This is a genomic window from Lysinibacillus zambalensis (assembly GCF_040183165.1).
GTDB classification, from domain to species: Bacteria; Bacillota; Bacilli; order Bacillales_A; family Planococcaceae; genus Lysinibacillus; species Lysinibacillus zambalensis.
The window spans coordinates 70,549-88,487 of record NZ_JBEGDG010000009.1 but is presented as its reverse complement, the minus strand read 5'-3'; the positions used below and the strand labels follow the sequence as shown (position 1 = coordinate 88,487).

The following is a 17,939-nucleotide window of genomic DNA, read 5'->3' as shown; positions in this document are numbered from 1 at the left end:
AAAAAGCAAGAATTTGCCTGATTTCCGCATCGAAATTGGACAGATTCTTGCCTTTTCTAGGGTAGACAAGGCTTATTTTTCTACTAATGCAAAATAATTATTTTCGTGATCAGCAAAATTAAAAACTCTACCCATTGGCATCATGACTAAATCCCCTACTTTAACGCCTTTTGCTTGAAAATCTTGATATAGATCTTCTATATGTTCGGCATAAAACATTATAGAAGGTGTTCCTAAATTTAAGTCAGGCTGCATTTTTGCAATGATTTCTTTATTGTGTAAAACAAAGGTAGTTTGAGCTTCTTTAGTAGGCGCAATTTCAATCCAGCGTACTCCGCCCTCTTCCTGATCAGCAACTACAACAAATCCAACTTTTTCTGTCCAAAATTTCACGGCAGTATCTTGATCATTTACATACAACATTACTTGTCCAATTTGTCGAATCATTAAACAATTCCCTCCTCTTTTGAGCATTAGTATACATCAAAAAGTAGCTTTATATGTCATTTAGCGGTTATCGTTTTTAGGAGAATTTTAAAGTATTTATTGAATAAATCTACTATATAGTGAACAGTTATTATAAAATGCTTAACTTTTATCTTATTTTTGGTAAAATGAGCCTAGCTATCTATTGTTTACATAGAAAGTAAATGTATAGACTTTATCACCATCCACTCAGGCATTATTACTTACTCAATATTCGGTGATAAAAAAGTTTAAAATACTATATCATAGTGAGGATAATTCAAGTGAAACAACTAAGTTTAAGGAAAAAGCTCATTTTTTCGTTTTTAGCAATGCTTCTCATTCCAACACTGTTAATTGGAATTGTGTCTTACCAAAGTGCTGGAAGGCAAATTTCAAAAGAACAGCAAGCAAGCGCAACTGAAAGTGTGCGCATGCTTAATACGAATATTACTAACACGATTGAGCCAAAAGTGAAAGACGTTCAATATTTTTCAAACAAGCTCCATCAATCTTATTTACAAGAAGGTAAAACTACAGAACTTAAATCTCTTTTCCACGAATACATGAACATGCATCCAGAGGTGGAGCTAATTTATATCGGAACTTCTGATGGCAGACTACTGGATGAACCTGCCCAAAAATACCCTAGTGGGTTTGACCCTCGTAAAAGATCTTGGTATACGCAAGCTGTAGATAACAAAGACCAAGTATCTATTACAGCTCCATACGTTACACAGACTACAGGTGATATCGTTCTTACGATTACTCAGGCTTTACCAGACGGCTCAGGGGTAATAGGGCTAGATGTAAATATATCTAGATTAAGTACCATCACGAATGATATACGCATTGGAGAAACTGGCTTTGCTTCACTTTTAGATAGTAATAAAATTTATATTGCCCACCCAAATAAAGAAAGTGGTGCTGAAGCAACAGAAAGCTATATTACTAAAATCTATGAACAAGATAGTGGTACTGTTATAGAAAAAGATCGACAACTTCAATTTGTTACAAATAAGCTAACAGGCTGGAAAGTCGTTGGTACCATGTTCACAGCTGAGGCTGCTAACGCTGCTGCTTCGACATTTAATATCAATTTAGTAATTATCGCCATTTCTATTACTGTTGGCATTATTTTTATGCTATTCATGATCAAATCAGTCGTTAACCCGATCAATCGACTTAAACAAAGCGCTATAAAAATTAGCGAGGGCGATTTAACAGAGTTTATTGACAATCATTCGAAAGATGAGATTGGACAGCTTGGAGAAGCTTTTATCGCCATGAAGGTTAACTTAAAAAAGCTTATTCGTAACGTTGATCAAAGCTCTCAACATGTTCAAACTTCGGCGCATGGCTTATCTGCGAATGCCGAACAAAATATCGCTGCTTCTGAACAAGTTACTGAAGCTATGCAGCAGGTTGCTGTTAGTACAGAAAAACAAACAACTGGTATTGACCAAAATGCTGTTTCTATTGAGGAAATTGCAAAAGGAGTCGTCGAGATCGCTGATAGCTCCATGCAGGTTTCCGATTTATCGAGCCGTGCTATACAATTGGCCGATGAAGGCGGACAAGCAGTAGAACAAACTGTTAATCAAATGGTCTCGATTCATGAATCTGTGACACAATCGGATACGATGATTAAATCACTCTATGATCGAACAAAAGAAATTGGTTCTATTTTAGAAATTATTAGCGCTATTTCAGAGCAAACAAATCTGCTTGCCCTTAATGCTGCTATTGAGGCAGCGCGAGCTGGAGAGCACGGGAAAGGCTTTGCAGTAGTTGCCGATGAAGTGCGGAAGTTAGCAGAGCAATCTCATCAATCGGCAGAGCAGATTTCTGCACTAATTTCTGGCATTCAGCAAGATACGGCTAAGTCTGTTCAAACAATGATAAAAACTTCAGCCGATGTCCAGGATGGTTTACAGCTAACAGAAGATACAAGTAAAAAGTTTGCAAGTATCATTAAGCGTCTCCACGAAATTGCTCCGAAAATGGAGGATATATCTGCATCAGCTCAGGAGATGTCAGCAGTAGTCGAAGAAGTTTCTGCAACAGCTATAGAGCTAACAGATCATGCTAAAACAAATGCTGCAGCGTCAGAGGAAGTTGCCGCTTCAACTGAACAAACATTGTCTTCGATGCAGGAAATGGCTGTAGCCTCAAAAGAACTTCTCGATATGGCTGATGAATTACAAAGCTATGTGAATCGTTTTAAATACTAAAAAGAAAAGCACAATGTTAATGGGGAACTCTCCAAAAACATCGTGCTTTTTAATAGTAATTTTATCTATTCTCCTCATGACTAAATTGCCATTCAACACCAAATTTATCAGTAAGGGAGCCATAACATTTACTCCAAAACGTTTCTTGTAGCTCCATGGTAACTTTGCCACCTTCTTTAAGGCCATCAAAAGCTTTTCTCATCTGGGCCTCATCGCCTGAGACAACAGCTAATGTTACATTGTTTCCAATCGTGAATGGGTGTCCTGGAAATGTATCTGAAAACATTACAGTGCTACCAAAAATCGAAAGTCGCGTATGCATGACAAGATCTTTTGCTTCCTCTGGTAATGGATAACTTGGATTCTGTGGTGAATCTCCAAACGTCATAATTTCAGGCTTGTTTGTATTAAAAACTGTCTCATAAAAAGTTACAGCTTCTCGACAATTTCCATTAAAATTTAAATAAACCTCTACTGCCATTTCCAACACTCCCTTTGTCATTTTCGAAACAATTTTATTTTACACGGTTAATAACTAATAGTACAAATCTTAGAATCAATAAATTACTTTCCTTCTTTTGAAAAACAATAACAGCTTACTCCCCTACAAAAGCTCAGGATTTCCTCTAACTACTTTTAACTTTTGAATAAAGTAAACTTACACCGCCTTCCCACTCTAACAAAAAGTAATATATCTATATATTTCGCTTAATTCCTGTTCTTTCCTGCTATTTTTTTATTAATTTAGATAAAAGCTTTGACATTTACTCGAAAATAATGTAAATTACCAAATGACGAACGATTTAAATTAAAACTTAAAAAATATTCGTATTTTAGGAGTGTTTATAATGGATAACGTATTTGACTATGAGGATATTCAGCTAATTCCCGCAAAATGTATTGTAGAAAGTCGCTCAGAATGTGATACTTCTGTTACTTTAGGCGGTCATACATTCAAGCTTCCTGTTGTACCAGCAAACATGCAAACAATCATCGACGAAAGTCTTGCTGTGAAGCTTGCTGAAAACGGTTACTTTTATATCATGCACCGTTTTAATCCAGAAACTCGTATCGATTTCATCAAAGATATGCAAGCTCGTGGCTTAATCGCATCAATTAGTGTTGGTGTAAAAGATGAAGAATATACATTTATTGAAGAATTAGCAGCTGCTAATGTAGTGCCTGATTTTATGACAATCGATATTGCACATGGGCATTCAAATGCTGTTATTCGTATGATTCAGCATATTAAAAAACATCTACCAACTAGCTTTGTAATTGCTGGTAATGTGGGCACACCTGAGGCAGTTCGTGAACTTGAAAATGCTGGTGCAGATGCAACAAAAGTTGGTATTGGACCAGGTAAAGTATGTATTACTAAAATCAAAACTGGTTTTGGTACAGGTGGTTGGCAGCTAGCTGCACTACGCTGGTGTGCAAAAGCTGCAACAAAGCCAATTATCGCTGATGGTGGTATTCGTACAAATGGTGATATTGCAAAATCGGTTCGCTTTGGTGCTTCAATGGTGATGATTGGCTCATTATTTGCAGGTCACGAGGAGTCACCTGGTGAAACAATCGAAATCGACGGTAAAACTGTGAAGGAATACTTCGGATCTGCTTCTGAATTCCAAAAAGGCGAACGTAAAAATGTTGAAGGTAAAAAGATGTTTGTTGAACATAAAGGCAGCATCAAAGATACTTTAATTGAAATGCAGCAAGATCTTCAATCGTCTATTTCTTATGCAGGTGGCAATAAACTAGATGCCATTCGAAATGTAGATTATGTAATTGTGAAAAACTCTATTTTTAATGGAGATAAAGTATACTAAAAACTATAAGAACCCAAACAAGAATGGAATAAATTCTTGTTTGGGTTTTTTGTTGGTTTCCGTTTCTCCTAGGGCAAATACTGATCAATTTTTCGGACTACCCGAGCGTTCTCGGCTCTTGGTTGACCGATTCTTTTGTTGAAAACATATCTTTGCAGCAAAAGAAAAAATGCTACCAATGAAGTGTAGCATTTCCCTTTAGATTATAGTTTGTTAATAACAGCGTGGATCGTTTCTTTTAATTCTTCATCATGATCAGAAAGGTCTACAAGGTTTGCTACACGCTCACGTAATACTGGACGTTCAATTACAAGCTTTTCATCAAGTACTTGTACTAGTAACTCGATAATAAGACGATCACGTACGTTTAATGCTTCCTCTAAACGCTCTGGTGTGATTTTTCCTGTTTTTGCTGCTTTAGCCATTTTAAAAACCCCTTTTAAATTTTATATTCATGCACATCTATTTTAGCATACAGCTAATTTATTTTAAAAACTTTCTTTCGCTAATATATAGGCTCATTACCATTGCTGCCGCTTTGCTTTCGCTACAGAAAACATTTGTTGTTGCTGTCGCTACAGAGCAAAGCTTCCTGGGGGCGTCCGCTGATCCCCAAGGAGTCGCCAGCCTCCACTCAACCTATACTTATAACATACGTTTTTACAAATATCATCCACAGCTTTCGGTGATAATCCAATTTACACCAAAACTTTACAAATAAATGCTCGTACATTTACGATAATTTGTTATATTCAAATCATAAAATGATGACGCTCAATCATATGATTATTTGTTCTCCATTTAGTTTTTTCATTTTCACTTAGGACGATTTACAAGATTGGAGGAATTCTGTGAACCAAAAGAACTCGACTTACTTACAATTAATAAAGGCTGTACCGAAATCTTTACAATTGTTTCTAAATGTTTGCCTTGTACTTTTAGCACTCATTTTATCTTTCCTACTTTGCAAAGAACTCATTCAATTCCTAAATATTTTATTATTCAACAATGATGGCGGAGACTATAAGCTTTTCCTCGCTAACATTCTTATTTTCTTTTTGTATTTTGAATTTATCACGATGATTATTAAATATTTTAAAGAGAGTTATCATTTTCCACTAAGGTATTTTATATATATAGGGATTACAGCCATGATTCGATTAATTATTGTAGAGCATGACCATCCCATTAATACATTAATTTATTCACTTATTATTTTAATATTAATTATTAGCTATTTTATTATTAATATTACGCCGCTGGAACGACCTGTACGCTCGTCACTCTTTATGAAAAAAGAACAATAGCTTTATTACAGTAAGCAAAACCCCTGAACTTTAGACAACGAGCTCTATATTCGTTGGCGTCCTTTTCTTTTTCATGAAGGCAATCAACTATAAATTAGGTCGACTCCCCTCATTGGAATTAAGGTTCATTTCAAAATGATGGAGTCGCAAAACCCATAATACCGAAAATAATGCCTCATTGTTTTGATTGTGTATAAAAGGGCTCTTTTGTTCAGTAAATCTTCCTGATGTATACAGTCTTCTTCCTTCAATAATCTTTCAATGATTCTCATATACATTCCCACCCTACATGGAATTAATTTTAAGCACGGTTTTTTCACATTAATTTTAGTTCTTGATAATAACATATATTACCACGTGCAAAAAAAACGTGGTGGACTATTAGTGCTTTTTTAGATCAACTACATAATTCGTTTATTGGCTAGCCCCTTATTCAAGCCATTCAGAAGTAACTATGAACTGATCTCGTTACTTCGTCGACTAGAGCATTAGGAAGTAATTATAAATAATTCAGAAATAGGATGGGTTGAGCACATATAGCTCAGCTCGAAAAGGAATGTACAGCTATGAACTTGGGACAGCATGAATTATTGAAGGGAGACGGAAAGAATGAATCTGATTGATGTATATATTCATGAAGTAACTAGGAGAATCCGCAAAGAAAAACGCGATGAAATCAGTCTAGAGTTAAAATCTACTATTGAAAATATGTTACCTGAAGATTATTCAGAATCAGATATTAAGGAAGTACTTAAGAAGCTAGGAAGTCCTGTAGAAGTTGCAGCAAGCTATCAAAACACACCACGATTATTAATCGGTCCAAAAGTGTTTGATACTTATATTAGGACAATAAAATTAGTTATTCCTTGGGCAATAATTATTACAGTTATTGTACAGATGATAGAAAGTATTGTGCTTTATAATGAAGAAGGTGGCGCTCTTCTGTCTGCTATTATTAAAACTATTTCTTTAACTATCGCTCATATTATTTCAGTAATCATCTACGTACTCTTCTGGATTACAGTTACTTTCATTGTCATAGAACGATCTGGAGAAAATAATATTCGAATACCCCTTTTAAAGGACCATCCAGATTGGACACCTGATGATTTAACTAAAGTTAAAATAATTCCTAAAGAAAAAACGATTTCGCTTAATGATAATATTTTAAGTTTCTTAGGTATTGCTATCTTCTCCTTTGTCTATTTCAATGCTCATCACCTTATAGGAATCTATACTTCTCACAATAAAGGTGGCTTTAAATTTATTATGCCTATATTCAACCAGGAAGTCTTACTCTCCTTTGCACCGATTATTTTAATTTGTATCGTTTTAAGTGTAGCTTTAACATTATGGAAATTGAAGGAAGGCCAATGGACCATGTTAATTGCCGTAGTTAATGCTCTTCTTCAATGTACAGGTATCATTGTTTTTATCCTAATGGCTATTCAACCTGATTTTATACACAGTCCCGCTGTACCTTATATTGCTGCGATTACGGAAACGACCTCCGCTAAGATTTTGGTAGCTATAGATCGAATATTATTCGTCAGCATAGCTATCACCATCGTAGCAAATGCATATGATATTTATAGTGGCTTTAAAAAGGCTAGAATTTGAAAAAATACGTTTTGGGGCTGACTCTTTCTTGTTGGCCCTTACTTATTCATATATTTTTACTACCTACTAAAAAAAGTTTAAAAACTCCCCCAATTGATCAAAATACCGTTATTCTCTAATGTTTTGTATAATAAAGTTGAGAGTTATTAAAATTCATTCATAAATAATTTGCACTAATTCAGACAGAATAAGGGGAAATAATTATGACCATTCTTCTTGTAGATGACAATCAAGTCAATCTATTTGTAATTGAAAAAATATTAAAAAATGCAGGTTATGATAACTGTGTTTCTCTAACATCTGCCTATGAACTTTTTGATTATTTACAGTTAGATGCGCCAAATCCAACAGGAAATTCAGTAGATTTAATTTTATTAGATATTATGATGCCTGAAGTAGACGGTATTGAAGCTTGCAAACGCATTAAGCAAAATGAACAATTAAAGGATATTCAAATTATCTTTGTCACCGCTCTAGAAGATAAAAACACGCTTGCGGAAGCACTTGATATCGGTGGAGTAGATTATATTACAAAGCCAATAAATAAAACCGAGCTTCTTGCTAGAATTCGGGTTGCTTTACGATTGAAAGCAGAATTAGATTGGCATACTCAGCAAGAAAAAAAATACAATACGAATTAGACTTGGCTACACATGTACAAAGAAGCCTTTTGAGCGCCCCTTTAAACGAGAAAAATATTCAAATAGAGGTCTCTTATCTTCCTTCTTCTAATTTAGCAGGTGATATGTATTATTGGCATAAAATAAATGATCACCGATACGCCTGCATTTTACTTGATATGATGGGACATGGTATCTCTGCAGCACTTGTTTGTATGTTTATCTCCTCTGTCCTAAGAGAAGCTGTTAAACAATTAGAAGATCCCGAATTAGTTATAAAAGAGTTAAACCGTTATATGACAATTTTAAGAAACGGAAAAGAGGACAACCTTTTTTATTTCACAGCTATCTATTTAGTGATTGATACAGAACAAAAAACCATTGAATATGTAAACGCCGGTCATCCTTCTGGCTATGCTCTAGTTGATGAAAAAACGCTCGTACATTTAAATCGAGGAAGCTGCGCAGTCGGCTTTTTTGATGAGATTGACGTGCAAAAACAATTCATTCAATACAATGAGGGCGTGCAAATTATTTTATATACGGACGGTGTGTTGGAGGCAATGGGACCATGTGAAATGGAATCCGAGAAGCATTTACAAACGCTAATATCTACGAAATGGGATCATTCTCGACGTCTGATTGACCATATACTGCCTAAGGAAAAACAAGGTAATCAGCCAGATGATATGTGCGTATTAATGATACAGGCACATTAAAATACATAAAAAGTGGCCGTTGCCTAAGTCTCTACTGTGGAGAAACTTGGACAACAGCCTATTTTTTATCTTACTTTATCTTCTGATATATTTTTTCATTGCCTACGATTTCTTTATATTTTGAAATAACACCTTCAAATCGTAGTGTCTCTTTATCGCCTAAGCATAAAAATCCATTATCACTTATACTTTCGGAAAACAAATGATGAACCTGGTTTTGTAACTCAGGTGAAAAATAAATCAAAACATTTCGGCACATAATGACATGAAATTCATTAAACGATTGATCTGTTACTAAATTATGCTGTGCAAATATAATGTTTTTTAACAGTGCCGGATGGAAATAAGCATATTGATAATCTGTTTTATAGTATTCGGAAAAAGCATGGATGCCGCCAGCAAGCATATAGTTTTTCGTATATGCCTGCATTTTGTTAATCGGGAATACTCCCTTTTTTGCCTTTTCCAATACTTGTTCGTTCATATCCGTAGCATAAATAACCGCTTTATCCATTAACCCTTCTTCCTGTAGCAAAATAGCCATGGAGTATACTTCCTCACCTGTAGAACATCCTGCATGCCATATCCGAATTTCAGGGTAATCTCTTAAAAAAGGTACAACCTCTTCGCGAAAAGCCTTAAAAAAACTAGGGTTACGGAACATTTCAGTAACATTTATCGAAAAATCATTCAATAGTTGCTCTAAAAACCCATCTTCATGTATTACTTTTTCAAGTACACGAGAAATCGTTGGGATATTACTCATCCCCATCCTACTATAAATCCTCCGTGATATAGAAGATCGATTATATTGCCGAAAATCAAAGCCCGACAAACGATAAATAGCCTCTAGTAATAAATCAATTTCTAAATCTGTATGCATTTTTTTCAGCAAAGGAAATCGTTCCATTTTATTAACTCCCTTTAGAAACTAGCCATACTCTTAAAACGGATACTAATTGATCTAAATTTAACGGCTTACTTATATAATCTGAAGCACCCGCCTCTAATGTTTTATCTCGATCATTTTTCATAGCCTTCGCTGTTAAAGCAATAATCGGTAAATCCGTCATCTCCATTTGTTTGCGTATAATCGACATCGTTTCATAGCCATCCAAATTCGGCATCATAATATCCATCAAAATAAGGTCAATTTCATCATTAGCTTGCATAATATCTAAACACTCTATCCCATCTTTAGCAACTAAGATATTCATACCTCGTTTTTCGAGTGCATTTTTTAATGCATAAATATTACGGTAATCATCGTCTACAATTAAAATATTTTTCCCTTGAAAAACTTCTACCTCTTGTTGAGAGAAATCCTGAGTTTCCAATAGCTGTTCTTCCATTAGTTCTTCTAATTCATTGGTAGCCCCTACCTCATGAATAGCAAGTTCAAGACATTCTTGCTCCTCGATGCCATTTGGCAAGCTTGGGATGGTTAGTGTGAATGTACTACCTTGCCCTTCATTACTTTGTAAAGAAATCCAGCCGCCAAGTAATCTCGCAAGCTCTTTACAAATGGACAAGCCAAGACCCGTTCCACCGTATTTACGTATCGTTGCCCCATCAGCCTGTTGGAATGATTCAAAAATAAGCTGATGCTTGTCCCTAGGAATCCCTATACCTGTATCGGAAACTATGATTTCTAACCAGTCAGCACTAACATCCTTCATATTATTTGTTAACTGTTCTTCTCTAAGCTGTTTAATGTCCAGACGAACTGAGCCTTGCTTTGTAAATTTAAAGGCATTTGATAATAAATTCTTCAATATTTGCTGGAATCTTTGTTCATCAGTATAGAAAATATCGACTACATTTTCATCTTTCGAAATATAGAATTGTAGATTTTTTTTCATTGCAACAGGCGCAAAGGTTTGCTCAATTTGTACAGGAACCTCACTCATATTCATTTCACCAAAATAAATATCAAGCTTGCCTGCCTCAACTTTTGATAAATCTAAAATATCATTAATTAGTGCCAGTAGATCTCCACCTGAAGAATGGATAACCTTTGCATATTCGGCTTCCTCTTCTGATAATGTATTTTGGCTATTTTCAGCTAACATTTCAGATAAAATTAAAATGCTATTCAGTGGCGTTCGTAATTCATGTGACATATTGGCTAAAAACTCAGATTTATAATTTGAATTTAGTAACAGCTGTTCCGCACTTTCCTCTAATTCTTTTTTAGCTTGTTCTAATTCTCTCGACTTTAACTCTGCCTCTTTTGTTCTTTCTTCCAATTGTTCATTAATCATTGTCAGTTCCTCTGTTTGTAGCTGCAATTCTTCTGATTGTGCCTGAAGCTCTTCAGATTGTGCCTGTAATTCCTCTGTCAAAGCTCTTGATTCATTCAATAAACGGACAATTTCCATACGCCCTAGGATACTATTGATCGTTAATCCAAAGGTTTCGATAACTTGCTTCACTAATTGCTGCTGTAGCTTATTAAAGCCAGTCATTGTAGCTAATTCAACGACAGCTATTACGTCATTTTCAAAGATAATAGGGACGATAAAAATACCTTTTGGTGATACTTTCCCTAAACCAGTATTTATTAAACGGAAATCTTCTGGGATATCATTGTAAATTAAAATCTTTTTTTCTAAAGCACATTGTCCAATTAAGCCTTGCCCCAGTTTAAAGCTCTCAATTCCAACGTCATCCCTTGTATCCGCAAAAGCAGCTTTTTTTATAAACTGTATATGATTATCAGTAGTTTCACGAACATAAAATGCACCCAAGGAAGACTGCGTTTTTTTCGCTATTTCTGAAAGGAAGGTTTCAGCTAATTTGTTGATGGCGGAAATCCCTTGATATTTTGTGACAATTTCTGCGATATTCAACTGTAGCCATTCTCTTCTCTCAAGCGCATCCAACAACTCATTTGTAGCAGCTGCAAGAGCATTAATTTCATCATTTGTTCTAACATGTATTCTTCCTTTTTGATTGCTCTTGGAAGCAGTGATTTCTTGAATTGTTCGTGTCACCTCTGTTAACGTTTTAACGATTGAACGAGAAATACCACTTGCAATGATAATCGCAACAACAGAAATAAATACAAGGATGCCAAAGAGTGTAAGTGTTACTATACTATTTCTCTTATCCAACTCATTTACTTTGGCTTGCATAGTTACAATTACCTCTGAACGGAGTGATTCAAACTGATCTCGTACTGTTTCCATGTCTTTACGACCTGTATCTACTTTATTGAGTTCCCATAACGCTTCGTTATTTTTTTCTTTTTTTAATTTAATAGAGGGGTCCCCTGTTGTTGTAATCCAATGCTCTATCGTTGCCTTTATCTCATTTAACTTCTGTTTTGTTAGTTTATTTTTTACAATCTGATAAAGCTCATCAAAATCATATTGCCATTTTTCACCAGACTCGTTATAGGACTCTAAATAGCTTGTTTCACCTGTAACAACAAAACTCCTCTGGTTCGATTCCATATCTAAAATGGATTTTTCAATTCGATTGGTTAGAGCATGTATGTTCGAGTCATTCTTGATAATATAATTTCTTTCTTTTTGTAGAGAAGTAATTTGATTATTTAAGATAATCACTGATGCAAGTAAACAAAGTATGATAACAATATAGCCTAACGTAATTTTCGTTCGTATACTTATCTTTAATTTATTTAACATTTGTTTTCCTACCTTTATCTGTCATAAACTCTATAACTAGTATCATTGTACATCAAAAAGAAGCAAAATTTCTTCCTCTTAGGTTAAGAGAGTAATCTCTTTCCGACAAATACTTTACATTGGCAGAGCTCATCGCTGTATCGTGTGGTTGATTTCCGTTCTGACCGGGTGTGTCGGGCTAACACGATGTTAGTCACGAAGGCGTTATCACAGGACGTGATGCTTTTAGCCTTCGTTCCCCTAACCGCTTTGCTTTCGCTACATAAAACATTTTTGCTGATAGAAATTAAAAGTTAATAAGTCCCGTATTCTTTTCATATATATATTATATTGGCCAATTTTGCCGAGGCATAATTAATAATAAGGAGAGAACAATTGTGGACATTTATGTAAGACCAGGGGATTCTCTTTGGCATTTTAGTGAAGTGTTTAAAATACCTCTTCAACTAATTATAGATTCGAATCGAACTATTAAACCTCAATATTTAAGGGTTGGACAGCGTGTTCGAATTCCGGGGTTTGTTACAGTCAATTATCAAATAAAGCAAGGAGATACTTTTTGGCAAATAGCCCAAAGCAGAAATCTCCCATTAGTGGCCATTTTGCTTGTCAATCCTGATCTTAATCCAAATCAATTACACATTGGGCAGACAATTCGCATTCCCCAACGAATCACATGGAGGCTCATCAATGGTAAACAAAATTATACTTACAAGACCATGATGAACGATATTAAAAAACTACTCGCTTTTTATCCGTTTCTACAAATCTCTACAATTGGACATTCTGTTTTACAGCATGACATTCCAGAGCTTCTAATCGGGAACGGAGCTAAGCGTGTCCATTATAACGGCTCCTTTCATGCAAATGAATGGATTACAACTCCAATTATTTTAACTTTTATAAATGACTACCTACTCTCTCTCACTAATCAAAATACAATTCGCGGTTTATCCCTTCTCCCACTTTACCAGCAAACAATCCTTTCTATCGTTCCGATGGTCAATCCCGATGGTGTTGATTTAGTATTACAAGGACCTCCTAACGACGAAGCATTAAGAAACCAGCTTATTACTTGGAATAACGGTAACACGGATTTCTCTGGTTGGAAGGCAAATATACATGGTGTTGATTTGAACGACCAGTTCCCTGCAAAATGGGAGCTTGAAAGAGCACGAAATCCAAAAGTACCTGGTCCAAGAGATTTTGGAGGTCAAAAACCTTTGTCCGAGCCTGAGGCCATCGCTATGGCTGACTTAACGAGGAAGCGCGATTTTGCTAGAGTTCTTGCGTTTCATACACAAGGTAGAGTCATTTATTGGGGTTTTGAAAATCTCGAACCACCAGAGTCAGAAACCCTTGTTAACGAGTTTAGCCGGGTTAGTGGCTACGAACCTATCAATTCAGCAGGCAGTTATGCGGGCTATAAAGATTGGTTTATTCAGGATTGGCGTAGACCTGGATTCACTGTTGAATTAGGTAGTGGTACAAATCCACTTCCACTCACCCAATTCGACGACATCTATGAAGAGGCATTAGGTATATTCCTTGCAGCATTGTATATGTAATAGAAATTGTTAATCTAAGAATAGTTCCCCTTAAGGATTTTTCATCCTAATTCAATTCTAAATAAATATCCCCAATCCCTCTTTTACTTCTAAAGTGAATGGGGATTTTTTAATCTCTGATTGATTGCTTCTTCATAGTTCATCACCAAAAATCGTGGGTGACTTTTATTAAAACGTCTACTATGTAAATAAGTTGATTGAAGTGGAGGCTGGGCGACTCCTTGGGGATTAGCAATAGAGGAACGAAGGCTAAAAGCATTACATCCTGTGATAACGCCTTCGTGACCAACATCGTGCTGTTGCTGTCGCTGCGCTTTCGCACAAACAAAACCAAAACCTGCTGCCGCTACGTTACACTCACGCTTTCGCGCAAAAGACATCTGTTGGCCCGAGACCCTGGAGCGAGCATCGCGAGTGAAGCGGCTCATCGGACGCCCCCAGGAAGCTCTGCTCTGCGCGAAAGCGAAGCGTCAGCGGCAAATGTTTTATCTGTGCGAAAGCGTAGCGGCAGCAACAAAGCGCTCAGCCGAAACGGAAATCAACCACACGTTTTGATGATGATCCTTCTAAACAGAAATATGGACCTATTTGGAAAAATTACTTTGACAGGCAGAGTAATGTTTGTTAATATTACTCTGACAGATAGAGCAATAAAAAATAAGTAGGTGACTTATGGTTCGAAGTGACATCATCCGCGGACACTTGGATTCCATTATTTTAAGGCTAATATTAGAGAAAGATCGTTATGGCTATGAAATTTCTCAGGAAATAAGTATCCGCACAAATAATCGTTTTCAAATTAAAGAAGCAACGTTATACGCAGTTTTTCAACGCCTTGAGAAAAAGGAAATTATTGAAGCCTATTATGGTGATGTTTCACACGGAGGCAAAAGAAAGTATTACCGTATTACCCCATTAGGTAAAGCTTATTTAAATGAGCTAGTAAAAGAGTGGTCGGAAGTAAAAGAAATTATCGACTTATTTATGGAGGGCTTAGAATGAAAAAAATAAAAAACCATATTGATGAGCTTTTTAAAGACATTCCTCGTAATAAAGAAACCGAGATGGTTAAACAAGAAATCATTCAAAATCTTGAAGAAAAAGTTTTTTATTTGATGGATCAAGGGAAAGAACAAGAGGATGCCATTAACAAAGCCATCGTAGAGTTTGGAGATATTGAAGATTTAAAAAAGGAATTAGGTGTGAAGAAGCCCGAAAAGAAAAACATGGCTAAATTAAATTTAGAATTCTCTATATGGGGTAGCGGCTTAATTATTGTATTTTTTATATTTATTAATCTCTACTATACGCCACATACAATATGGGCAATCTATCCGATCTTCGCAATATTATGGTGGCCCCTATCAATGTACTTCGTTTGGTCACGTAAGAAATGGAGTGAATAAAACATGAAGAACTTTATTAGCTTTTCGATTGTTGGTAGTTTAATGACAATGATTTTTTTAGGAATCGTCAATTATACGACATCACCTCAGACGATTTGGTTTATTTACCCGTGTTTACTTGTTCTGCTTTGGCCCATTACTTTATTTTTCATGTCTAAAAGAATGTATAAGGAATATTCTCTAGTTTGCAGCGCTATGATTATTGCTTTTCTTATCATTGAAAATTATTTATACTCCCCCGATCATATATGGTTCATTTATGCGGTTTATCCAATCATCTGGTGGCCAATTCTTATGTATTTAGAGGAAAAAGCAAAAACATTAAAGATTGCGCTGATTGGCTGTGCAAGTACCATCATTTATTATTCTTTATTAAATATTATTTTATCCCATCCATACCCTTGGGCGATTTATCCTGCATTTTTAGTCATTTGGTGGCCATTAGCTTTATACCACGCACAAAGAAAAACGTTTGTAGCATTCTCTGTTACCGCTACAATACTGATCAGCATCTTTTTTATTACAGTAAACGTTGTCTCTTCTCCAAACGTAATATGGGCGTTTTATCCAATCTTTGTCGTCCTTTGGTGGCCCCTTAGTATGTACTTTTATGTTTATAAAAGAAAAATGTACAATTCAACAACTCTCCCTAAAAGAGTCTGAAAATTTCGATTATAATTCGCATTCACAGAGGGGATTAGATGAAAAAGATAATGAAATTTATAAAATTCACCGGAATAATTACTATCGTATTACTAATAACAGCGCTTTTATTCCCTACATGGACTGCCCATATTAAAGGTAATAACAGTGTAAGTGCATTAGAGCAAGTAGAGATAAATGGAAGTAAACATGAAGTTATGATACGCGGCAAAGATCAGGATAATCCCGTTATTATTTTTATCCATGGAGGGCCTGGATGTTCAGAAATACCTTATGCCAGTAAGTATCAAAACTTATTGGAAAACGATTTTACGGTCGTGAATTACGACCAAAGAGCAAGCGGAAAATCCTATCATTTTTTTGAGGATTATTCTAATCTTTCATCAGACTTACTCGTAGATGACTTATTGGCCTTGACGGATTATATATCAGATCGTCTTGGCAAAGAAAAAGTAATATTAATTGGCCATTCTTATGGTACGTATATTGCAACGCAAGCTGCCTCTAAAGCTCCTGAAAAATTTACAGCATATGTTGGAATTGGACAGATGAGTGATCAAGCAGGAAGCGAGATTGACGGTCTGAATTACGTTATTCAGCAAGCTGAAAATGCCGGCAATAAAGATGACGTTTTATATTTACAAGGGTTAACTGAACAAGTTGAAAATGGCGAGATGTTTATTCCACGGAAGTATATTGCAAAATATGGTGGAGCTACAAGACTTATTGATAACCCTGATGGGAATATCATAAGTATGTTATTCAGTCGTGAGTATAACTTATTAGATGTGATTCGTTACAACTATGGGCTATCCTATTCTCAAAAAACTCTATTAGGGGAAGTAATGAAAAACCCATTACCTACTAAAGTAAAAAAACTTGAATTACCATGCTATTTTGTTATGGGTAAATATGATTATCAAACTTCATCTAATGCAGCAAAAAAATACTTTGATATGATTGAAGCCGATAAAAAAGAATTTATTTCCTTTGAACAATCCGCTCATTATCCACAATTTGAAGAGAAGGAAAAATTTTATGAATGGCTGTGCGATACGTTTGTGAAATAAATTGACTCTTCACTAAAACATGGGGTTGATTTCCTTTCGACTGGGTACTTTGTTGTTGTGTCGCTTCGCTTTCGCACAGAGCACAGCTTCCTCGGGGCGTCTGATGGGTCGCTTCTGTGTTCTACAATGACAAGGAATCAGTTCTCTTAAGGATAACGATAGTAGCTCACATTATTTATTTACTATATAATTTAGTTATTAAATATTTTAACGGGTAGTGATACTATGTCAAAAAATGAGCAATTGCACAATGTGGAAATCATTATGAAAGAGATGCTTGAAATACAACATACATCGAAAATGTTTGTAAATCTCTTATCTGAGGGAGAATCATTATCGCAAAACCAATTGATCCTCCTACTTCAGCTAAAAATTAATGACGGTATGAAGGCAACAGAAATTGCTGAGTTCTTTAGTGTGACGCCAGGAGCCGTTACATCCATGTGCGATAAACTTGAGAAATTAGAATTTGTAGAACGTATTAGAGAGCAAGAAGATCGTCGTGTAGTAAAAATGGTGTTAACTAATAGCGGTGAATTAAAGGTTCAAGATTTATTTTTAAAGTTTCCACAGGAAAAACTGATAGACATGGCAAAAATATTGCGTGAGGTTAATCAGTTAATGAATAAAATTTTTTAGGATTTCATAAAATTGAAATCCTTTTTTTATTGCCTAAAAAATCCATAAAAAACTCATGGACATTTTTTTGTTCTTGACAAAACAAGGCGGCATATAATTTAATTGATATATATTTTAATTATTAAAATATATATCAATTAAAT

16 protein-coding genes and 1 pseudogene are annotated in these 17,939 nt (G+C 35.4%); 11 read left to right on the top strand and 6 right to left on the bottom strand.

The genetic code is table 11. The features are described from left to right. Window positions 1-72: 72 nt before the first annotated feature. The gene (locus ABNX05_RS13435; RefSeq protein ID WP_197142626.1) at window positions 73-447 is read right to left on the bottom strand and encodes a VOC family protein; all 375 of its coding nucleotides are present in this window, start codon (window positions 445-447) and stop codon (window positions 73-75) included. A gap of 302 nt (window positions 448-749) precedes the next feature. Between ABNX05_RS13435 and ABNX05_RS13430 the strand changes: the two genes are divergently transcribed. Further along, the gene (locus tag ABNX05_RS13430) at window positions 750-2,699 is read left to right on the top strand and encodes a methyl-accepting chemotaxis protein (RefSeq protein WP_349660211.1); all 1,950 of its coding nucleotides are present in this window, start codon (window positions 750-752) and stop codon (window positions 2,697-2,699) included. Window positions 2,700-2,760: 61 nt separating this feature from the next. Here the strand turns inward: ABNX05_RS13430 and ABNX05_RS13425 are convergent, their stop codons facing one another. Beyond that, entirely contained in the window at window positions 2,761-3,180 is a 420-nt protein-coding gene (locus ABNX05_RS13425) for a VOC family protein (RefSeq protein WP_349660210.1), read from the bottom strand. A gap of 367 nt (window positions 3,181-3,547) precedes the next feature. Here ABNX05_RS13425 and guaC point away from each other — a divergent pair, with 367 nt between their 5' ends. Continuing rightward, window positions 3,548-4,531 (top strand): GMP reductase, encoded by a 984-nt coding sequence (gene guaC, locus ABNX05_RS13420; RefSeq protein WP_349660209.1) that lies wholly within the window; start codon window positions 3,548-3,550, stop codon window positions 4,529-4,531. Between the two features lie 203 nt (window positions 4,532-4,734). Here the strand turns inward: guaC and ABNX05_RS13415 are convergent, their stop codons facing one another. Continuing rightward, complete coding sequence (locus tag ABNX05_RS13415) at window positions 4,735-4,956, bottom strand: phosphate-starvation-inducible protein PsiE (RefSeq protein ID WP_068985751.1); 222 nt, start codon at window positions 4,954-4,956, stop codon at window positions 4,735-4,737. 426 nt (window positions 4,957-5,382) lie between these two features. On the opposite strand from ABNX05_RS13415, the gene psiE reads away from it, so the two are divergent. The 3 genes and pseudogenes from psiE to ABNX05_RS13400 all read left to right on the top strand — a co-directional run bounded on the left by psiE (window position 5,383) and on the right by ABNX05_RS13400 (window position 8,797). Then, window positions 5,383-5,838 carry a phosphate-starvation-inducible protein PsiE gene (gene psiE / locus ABNX05_RS13410; RefSeq protein WP_349660208.1) on the top strand — a complete coding sequence of 152 codons (456 nt, stop codon included), beginning with the start codon at window positions 5,383-5,385 and terminating at the stop codon, window positions 5,836-5,838. A 609-nt stretch (window positions 5,839-6,447) separates the two neighbouring features. Next, window positions 6,448-7,458, top strand: coding sequence for an HAAS signaling domain-containing protein (locus tag ABNX05_RS13405; protein ID WP_349660207.1), 1,011 nt, complete (start codon window positions 6,448-6,450; stop codon window positions 7,456-7,458). A gap of 203 nt (window positions 7,459-7,661) precedes the next feature. Then, a pseudogene (locus tag ABNX05_RS13400) lies at window positions 7,662-8,797 on the top strand (SpoIIE family protein phosphatase). A gap of 70 nt (window positions 8,798-8,867) precedes the next feature. Here ABNX05_RS13400 and ABNX05_RS13395 read toward each other — a convergent pair. Continuing rightward, on the bottom strand, window positions 8,868-9,707 hold the full coding sequence (locus tag ABNX05_RS13395) for a CheR family methyltransferase (protein ID WP_349660206.1): 840 nt from the start codon (window positions 9,705-9,707) through the stop codon (window positions 8,868-8,870). Window positions 9,708-9,711: 4 nt separating this feature from the next. Continuing rightward, window positions 9,712-12,450 (bottom strand): ATP-binding protein, encoded by a 2,739-nt coding sequence (locus tag ABNX05_RS13390; RefSeq protein WP_349660205.1) that lies wholly within the window; start codon window positions 12,448-12,450, stop codon window positions 9,712-9,714. 377 nt (window positions 12,451-12,827) lie between these two features. Between ABNX05_RS13390 and ABNX05_RS13385 the strand changes: the two genes are divergently transcribed. Beyond that, a complete protein-coding gene (locus tag ABNX05_RS13385; protein ID WP_349660204.1) occupies window positions 12,828-14,018 on the top strand; it encodes a M14 family metallopeptidase in 1,191 nt (396 codons plus the stop codon). A gap of 89 nt (window positions 14,019-14,107) precedes the next feature. Here ABNX05_RS13385 and ABNX05_RS13380 read toward each other — a convergent pair whose 3' ends face one another. Then, window positions 14,108-14,398, bottom strand: a complete 291-nt coding sequence (locus ABNX05_RS13380) for a hypothetical protein (RefSeq protein WP_349660203.1) — start codon at window positions 14,396-14,398, stop codon at window positions 14,108-14,110. A gap of 292 nt (window positions 14,399-14,690) precedes the next feature. On the opposite strand from ABNX05_RS13380, the gene ABNX05_RS13375 reads away from it, so the two are divergent. The 5 genes from ABNX05_RS13375 (at window position 14,691) to ABNX05_RS13355 (ending at window position 17,796) form a co-directional block, all read left to right on the top strand. Continuing rightward, window positions 14,691-15,020 carry a PadR family transcriptional regulator gene (locus tag ABNX05_RS13375; protein WP_053482886.1) on the top strand — a complete coding sequence of 110 codons (330 nt, stop codon included), beginning with the start codon at window positions 14,691-14,693 and terminating at the stop codon, window positions 15,018-15,020. Next, entirely contained in the window at window positions 15,017-15,424 is a 408-nt protein-coding gene (locus tag ABNX05_RS13370; RefSeq protein WP_349660202.1) for a permease prefix domain 1-containing protein, read from the top strand. Before ABNX05_RS13375 ends, ABNX05_RS13370 begins: the two co-directional genes overlap by 4 nt. 3 nt (window positions 15,425-15,427) lie before the next feature. Beyond that, complete coding sequence (locus tag ABNX05_RS13365; RefSeq protein ID WP_349660201.1) at window positions 15,428-16,087, top strand: hypothetical protein; 660 nt, start codon at window positions 15,428-15,430, stop codon at window positions 16,085-16,087. A gap of 38 nt (window positions 16,088-16,125) precedes the next feature. Further along, the gene (locus ABNX05_RS13360) at window positions 16,126-17,157 is read left to right on the top strand and encodes an alpha/beta fold hydrolase (RefSeq protein ID WP_349660200.1); all 1,032 of its coding nucleotides are present in this window, start codon (window positions 16,126-16,128) and stop codon (window positions 17,155-17,157) included. Window positions 17,158-17,382: 225 nt separating this feature from the next. Then, window positions 17,383-17,796 (top strand): MarR family transcriptional regulator, encoded by a 414-nt coding sequence (locus ABNX05_RS13355; RefSeq protein WP_349660199.1) that lies wholly within the window; start codon window positions 17,383-17,385, stop codon window positions 17,794-17,796. The last annotated feature ends 143 nt before the right edge of the window (window positions 17,797-17,939 follow it).

Bases quoted from the DNA above. Each gene is read 5' to 3' on its own strand.
- ABNX05_RS13375 (WP_053482886.1), top strand. From the start codon at position 14,691: ATGGTTCGAAGTGACATCATCCGCGGACACTTGGATTCCATTATTTTA.
- ABNX05_RS13415 (WP_068985751.1), bottom strand. From the start codon at position 4,956: ATGGCTAAAGCAGCAAAAACAGGAAAAATCACACCAGAGCGTTTAGAG.
- ABNX05_RS13425 (WP_349660210.1), bottom strand. From the start codon at position 3,180: ATGGCAGTAGAGGTTTATTTAAATTTTAATGGAAATTGTCGAGAAGCT.
- guaC (WP_349660209.1), top strand. From the start codon at position 3,548: ATGGATAACGTATTTGACTATGAGGATATTCAGCTAATTCCCGCAAAA.
- ABNX05_RS13405 (WP_349660207.1), top strand. From the start codon at position 6,448: ATGAATCTGATTGATGTATATATTCATGAAGTAACTAGGAGAATCCGC.
- ABNX05_RS13380 (WP_349660203.1), bottom strand. From the start codon at position 14,398: ATGTCTTTTGCGCGAAAGCGTGAGTGTAACGTAGCGGCAGCAGGTTTT.
- ABNX05_RS13360 (WP_349660200.1), top strand. From the start codon at position 16,126: ATGAAAAAGATAATGAAATTTATAAAATTCACCGGAATAATTACTATC.
- ABNX05_RS13355 (WP_349660199.1), top strand. From the start codon at position 17,383: ATGTCAAAAAATGAGCAATTGCACAATGTGGAAATCATTATGAAAGAG.
- ABNX05_RS13395 (WP_349660206.1), bottom strand. From the start codon at position 9,707: ATGGAACGATTTCCTTTGCTGAAAAAAATGCATACAGATTTAGAAATT.
- ABNX05_RS13370 (WP_349660202.1), top strand. From the start codon at position 15,017: ATGAAAAAAATAAAAAACCATATTGATGAGCTTTTTAAAGACATTCCT.
- ABNX05_RS13435 (WP_197142626.1), bottom strand. From the start codon at position 447: ATGATTCGACAAATTGGACAAGTAATGTTGTATGTAAATGATCAAGAT.
- ABNX05_RS13390 (WP_349660205.1), bottom strand. From the start codon at position 12,450: ATGTTAAATAAATTAAAGATAAGTATACGAACGAAAATTACGTTAGGC.
- ABNX05_RS13365 (WP_349660201.1), top strand. From the start codon at position 15,428: ATGAAGAACTTTATTAGCTTTTCGATTGTTGGTAGTTTAATGACAATG.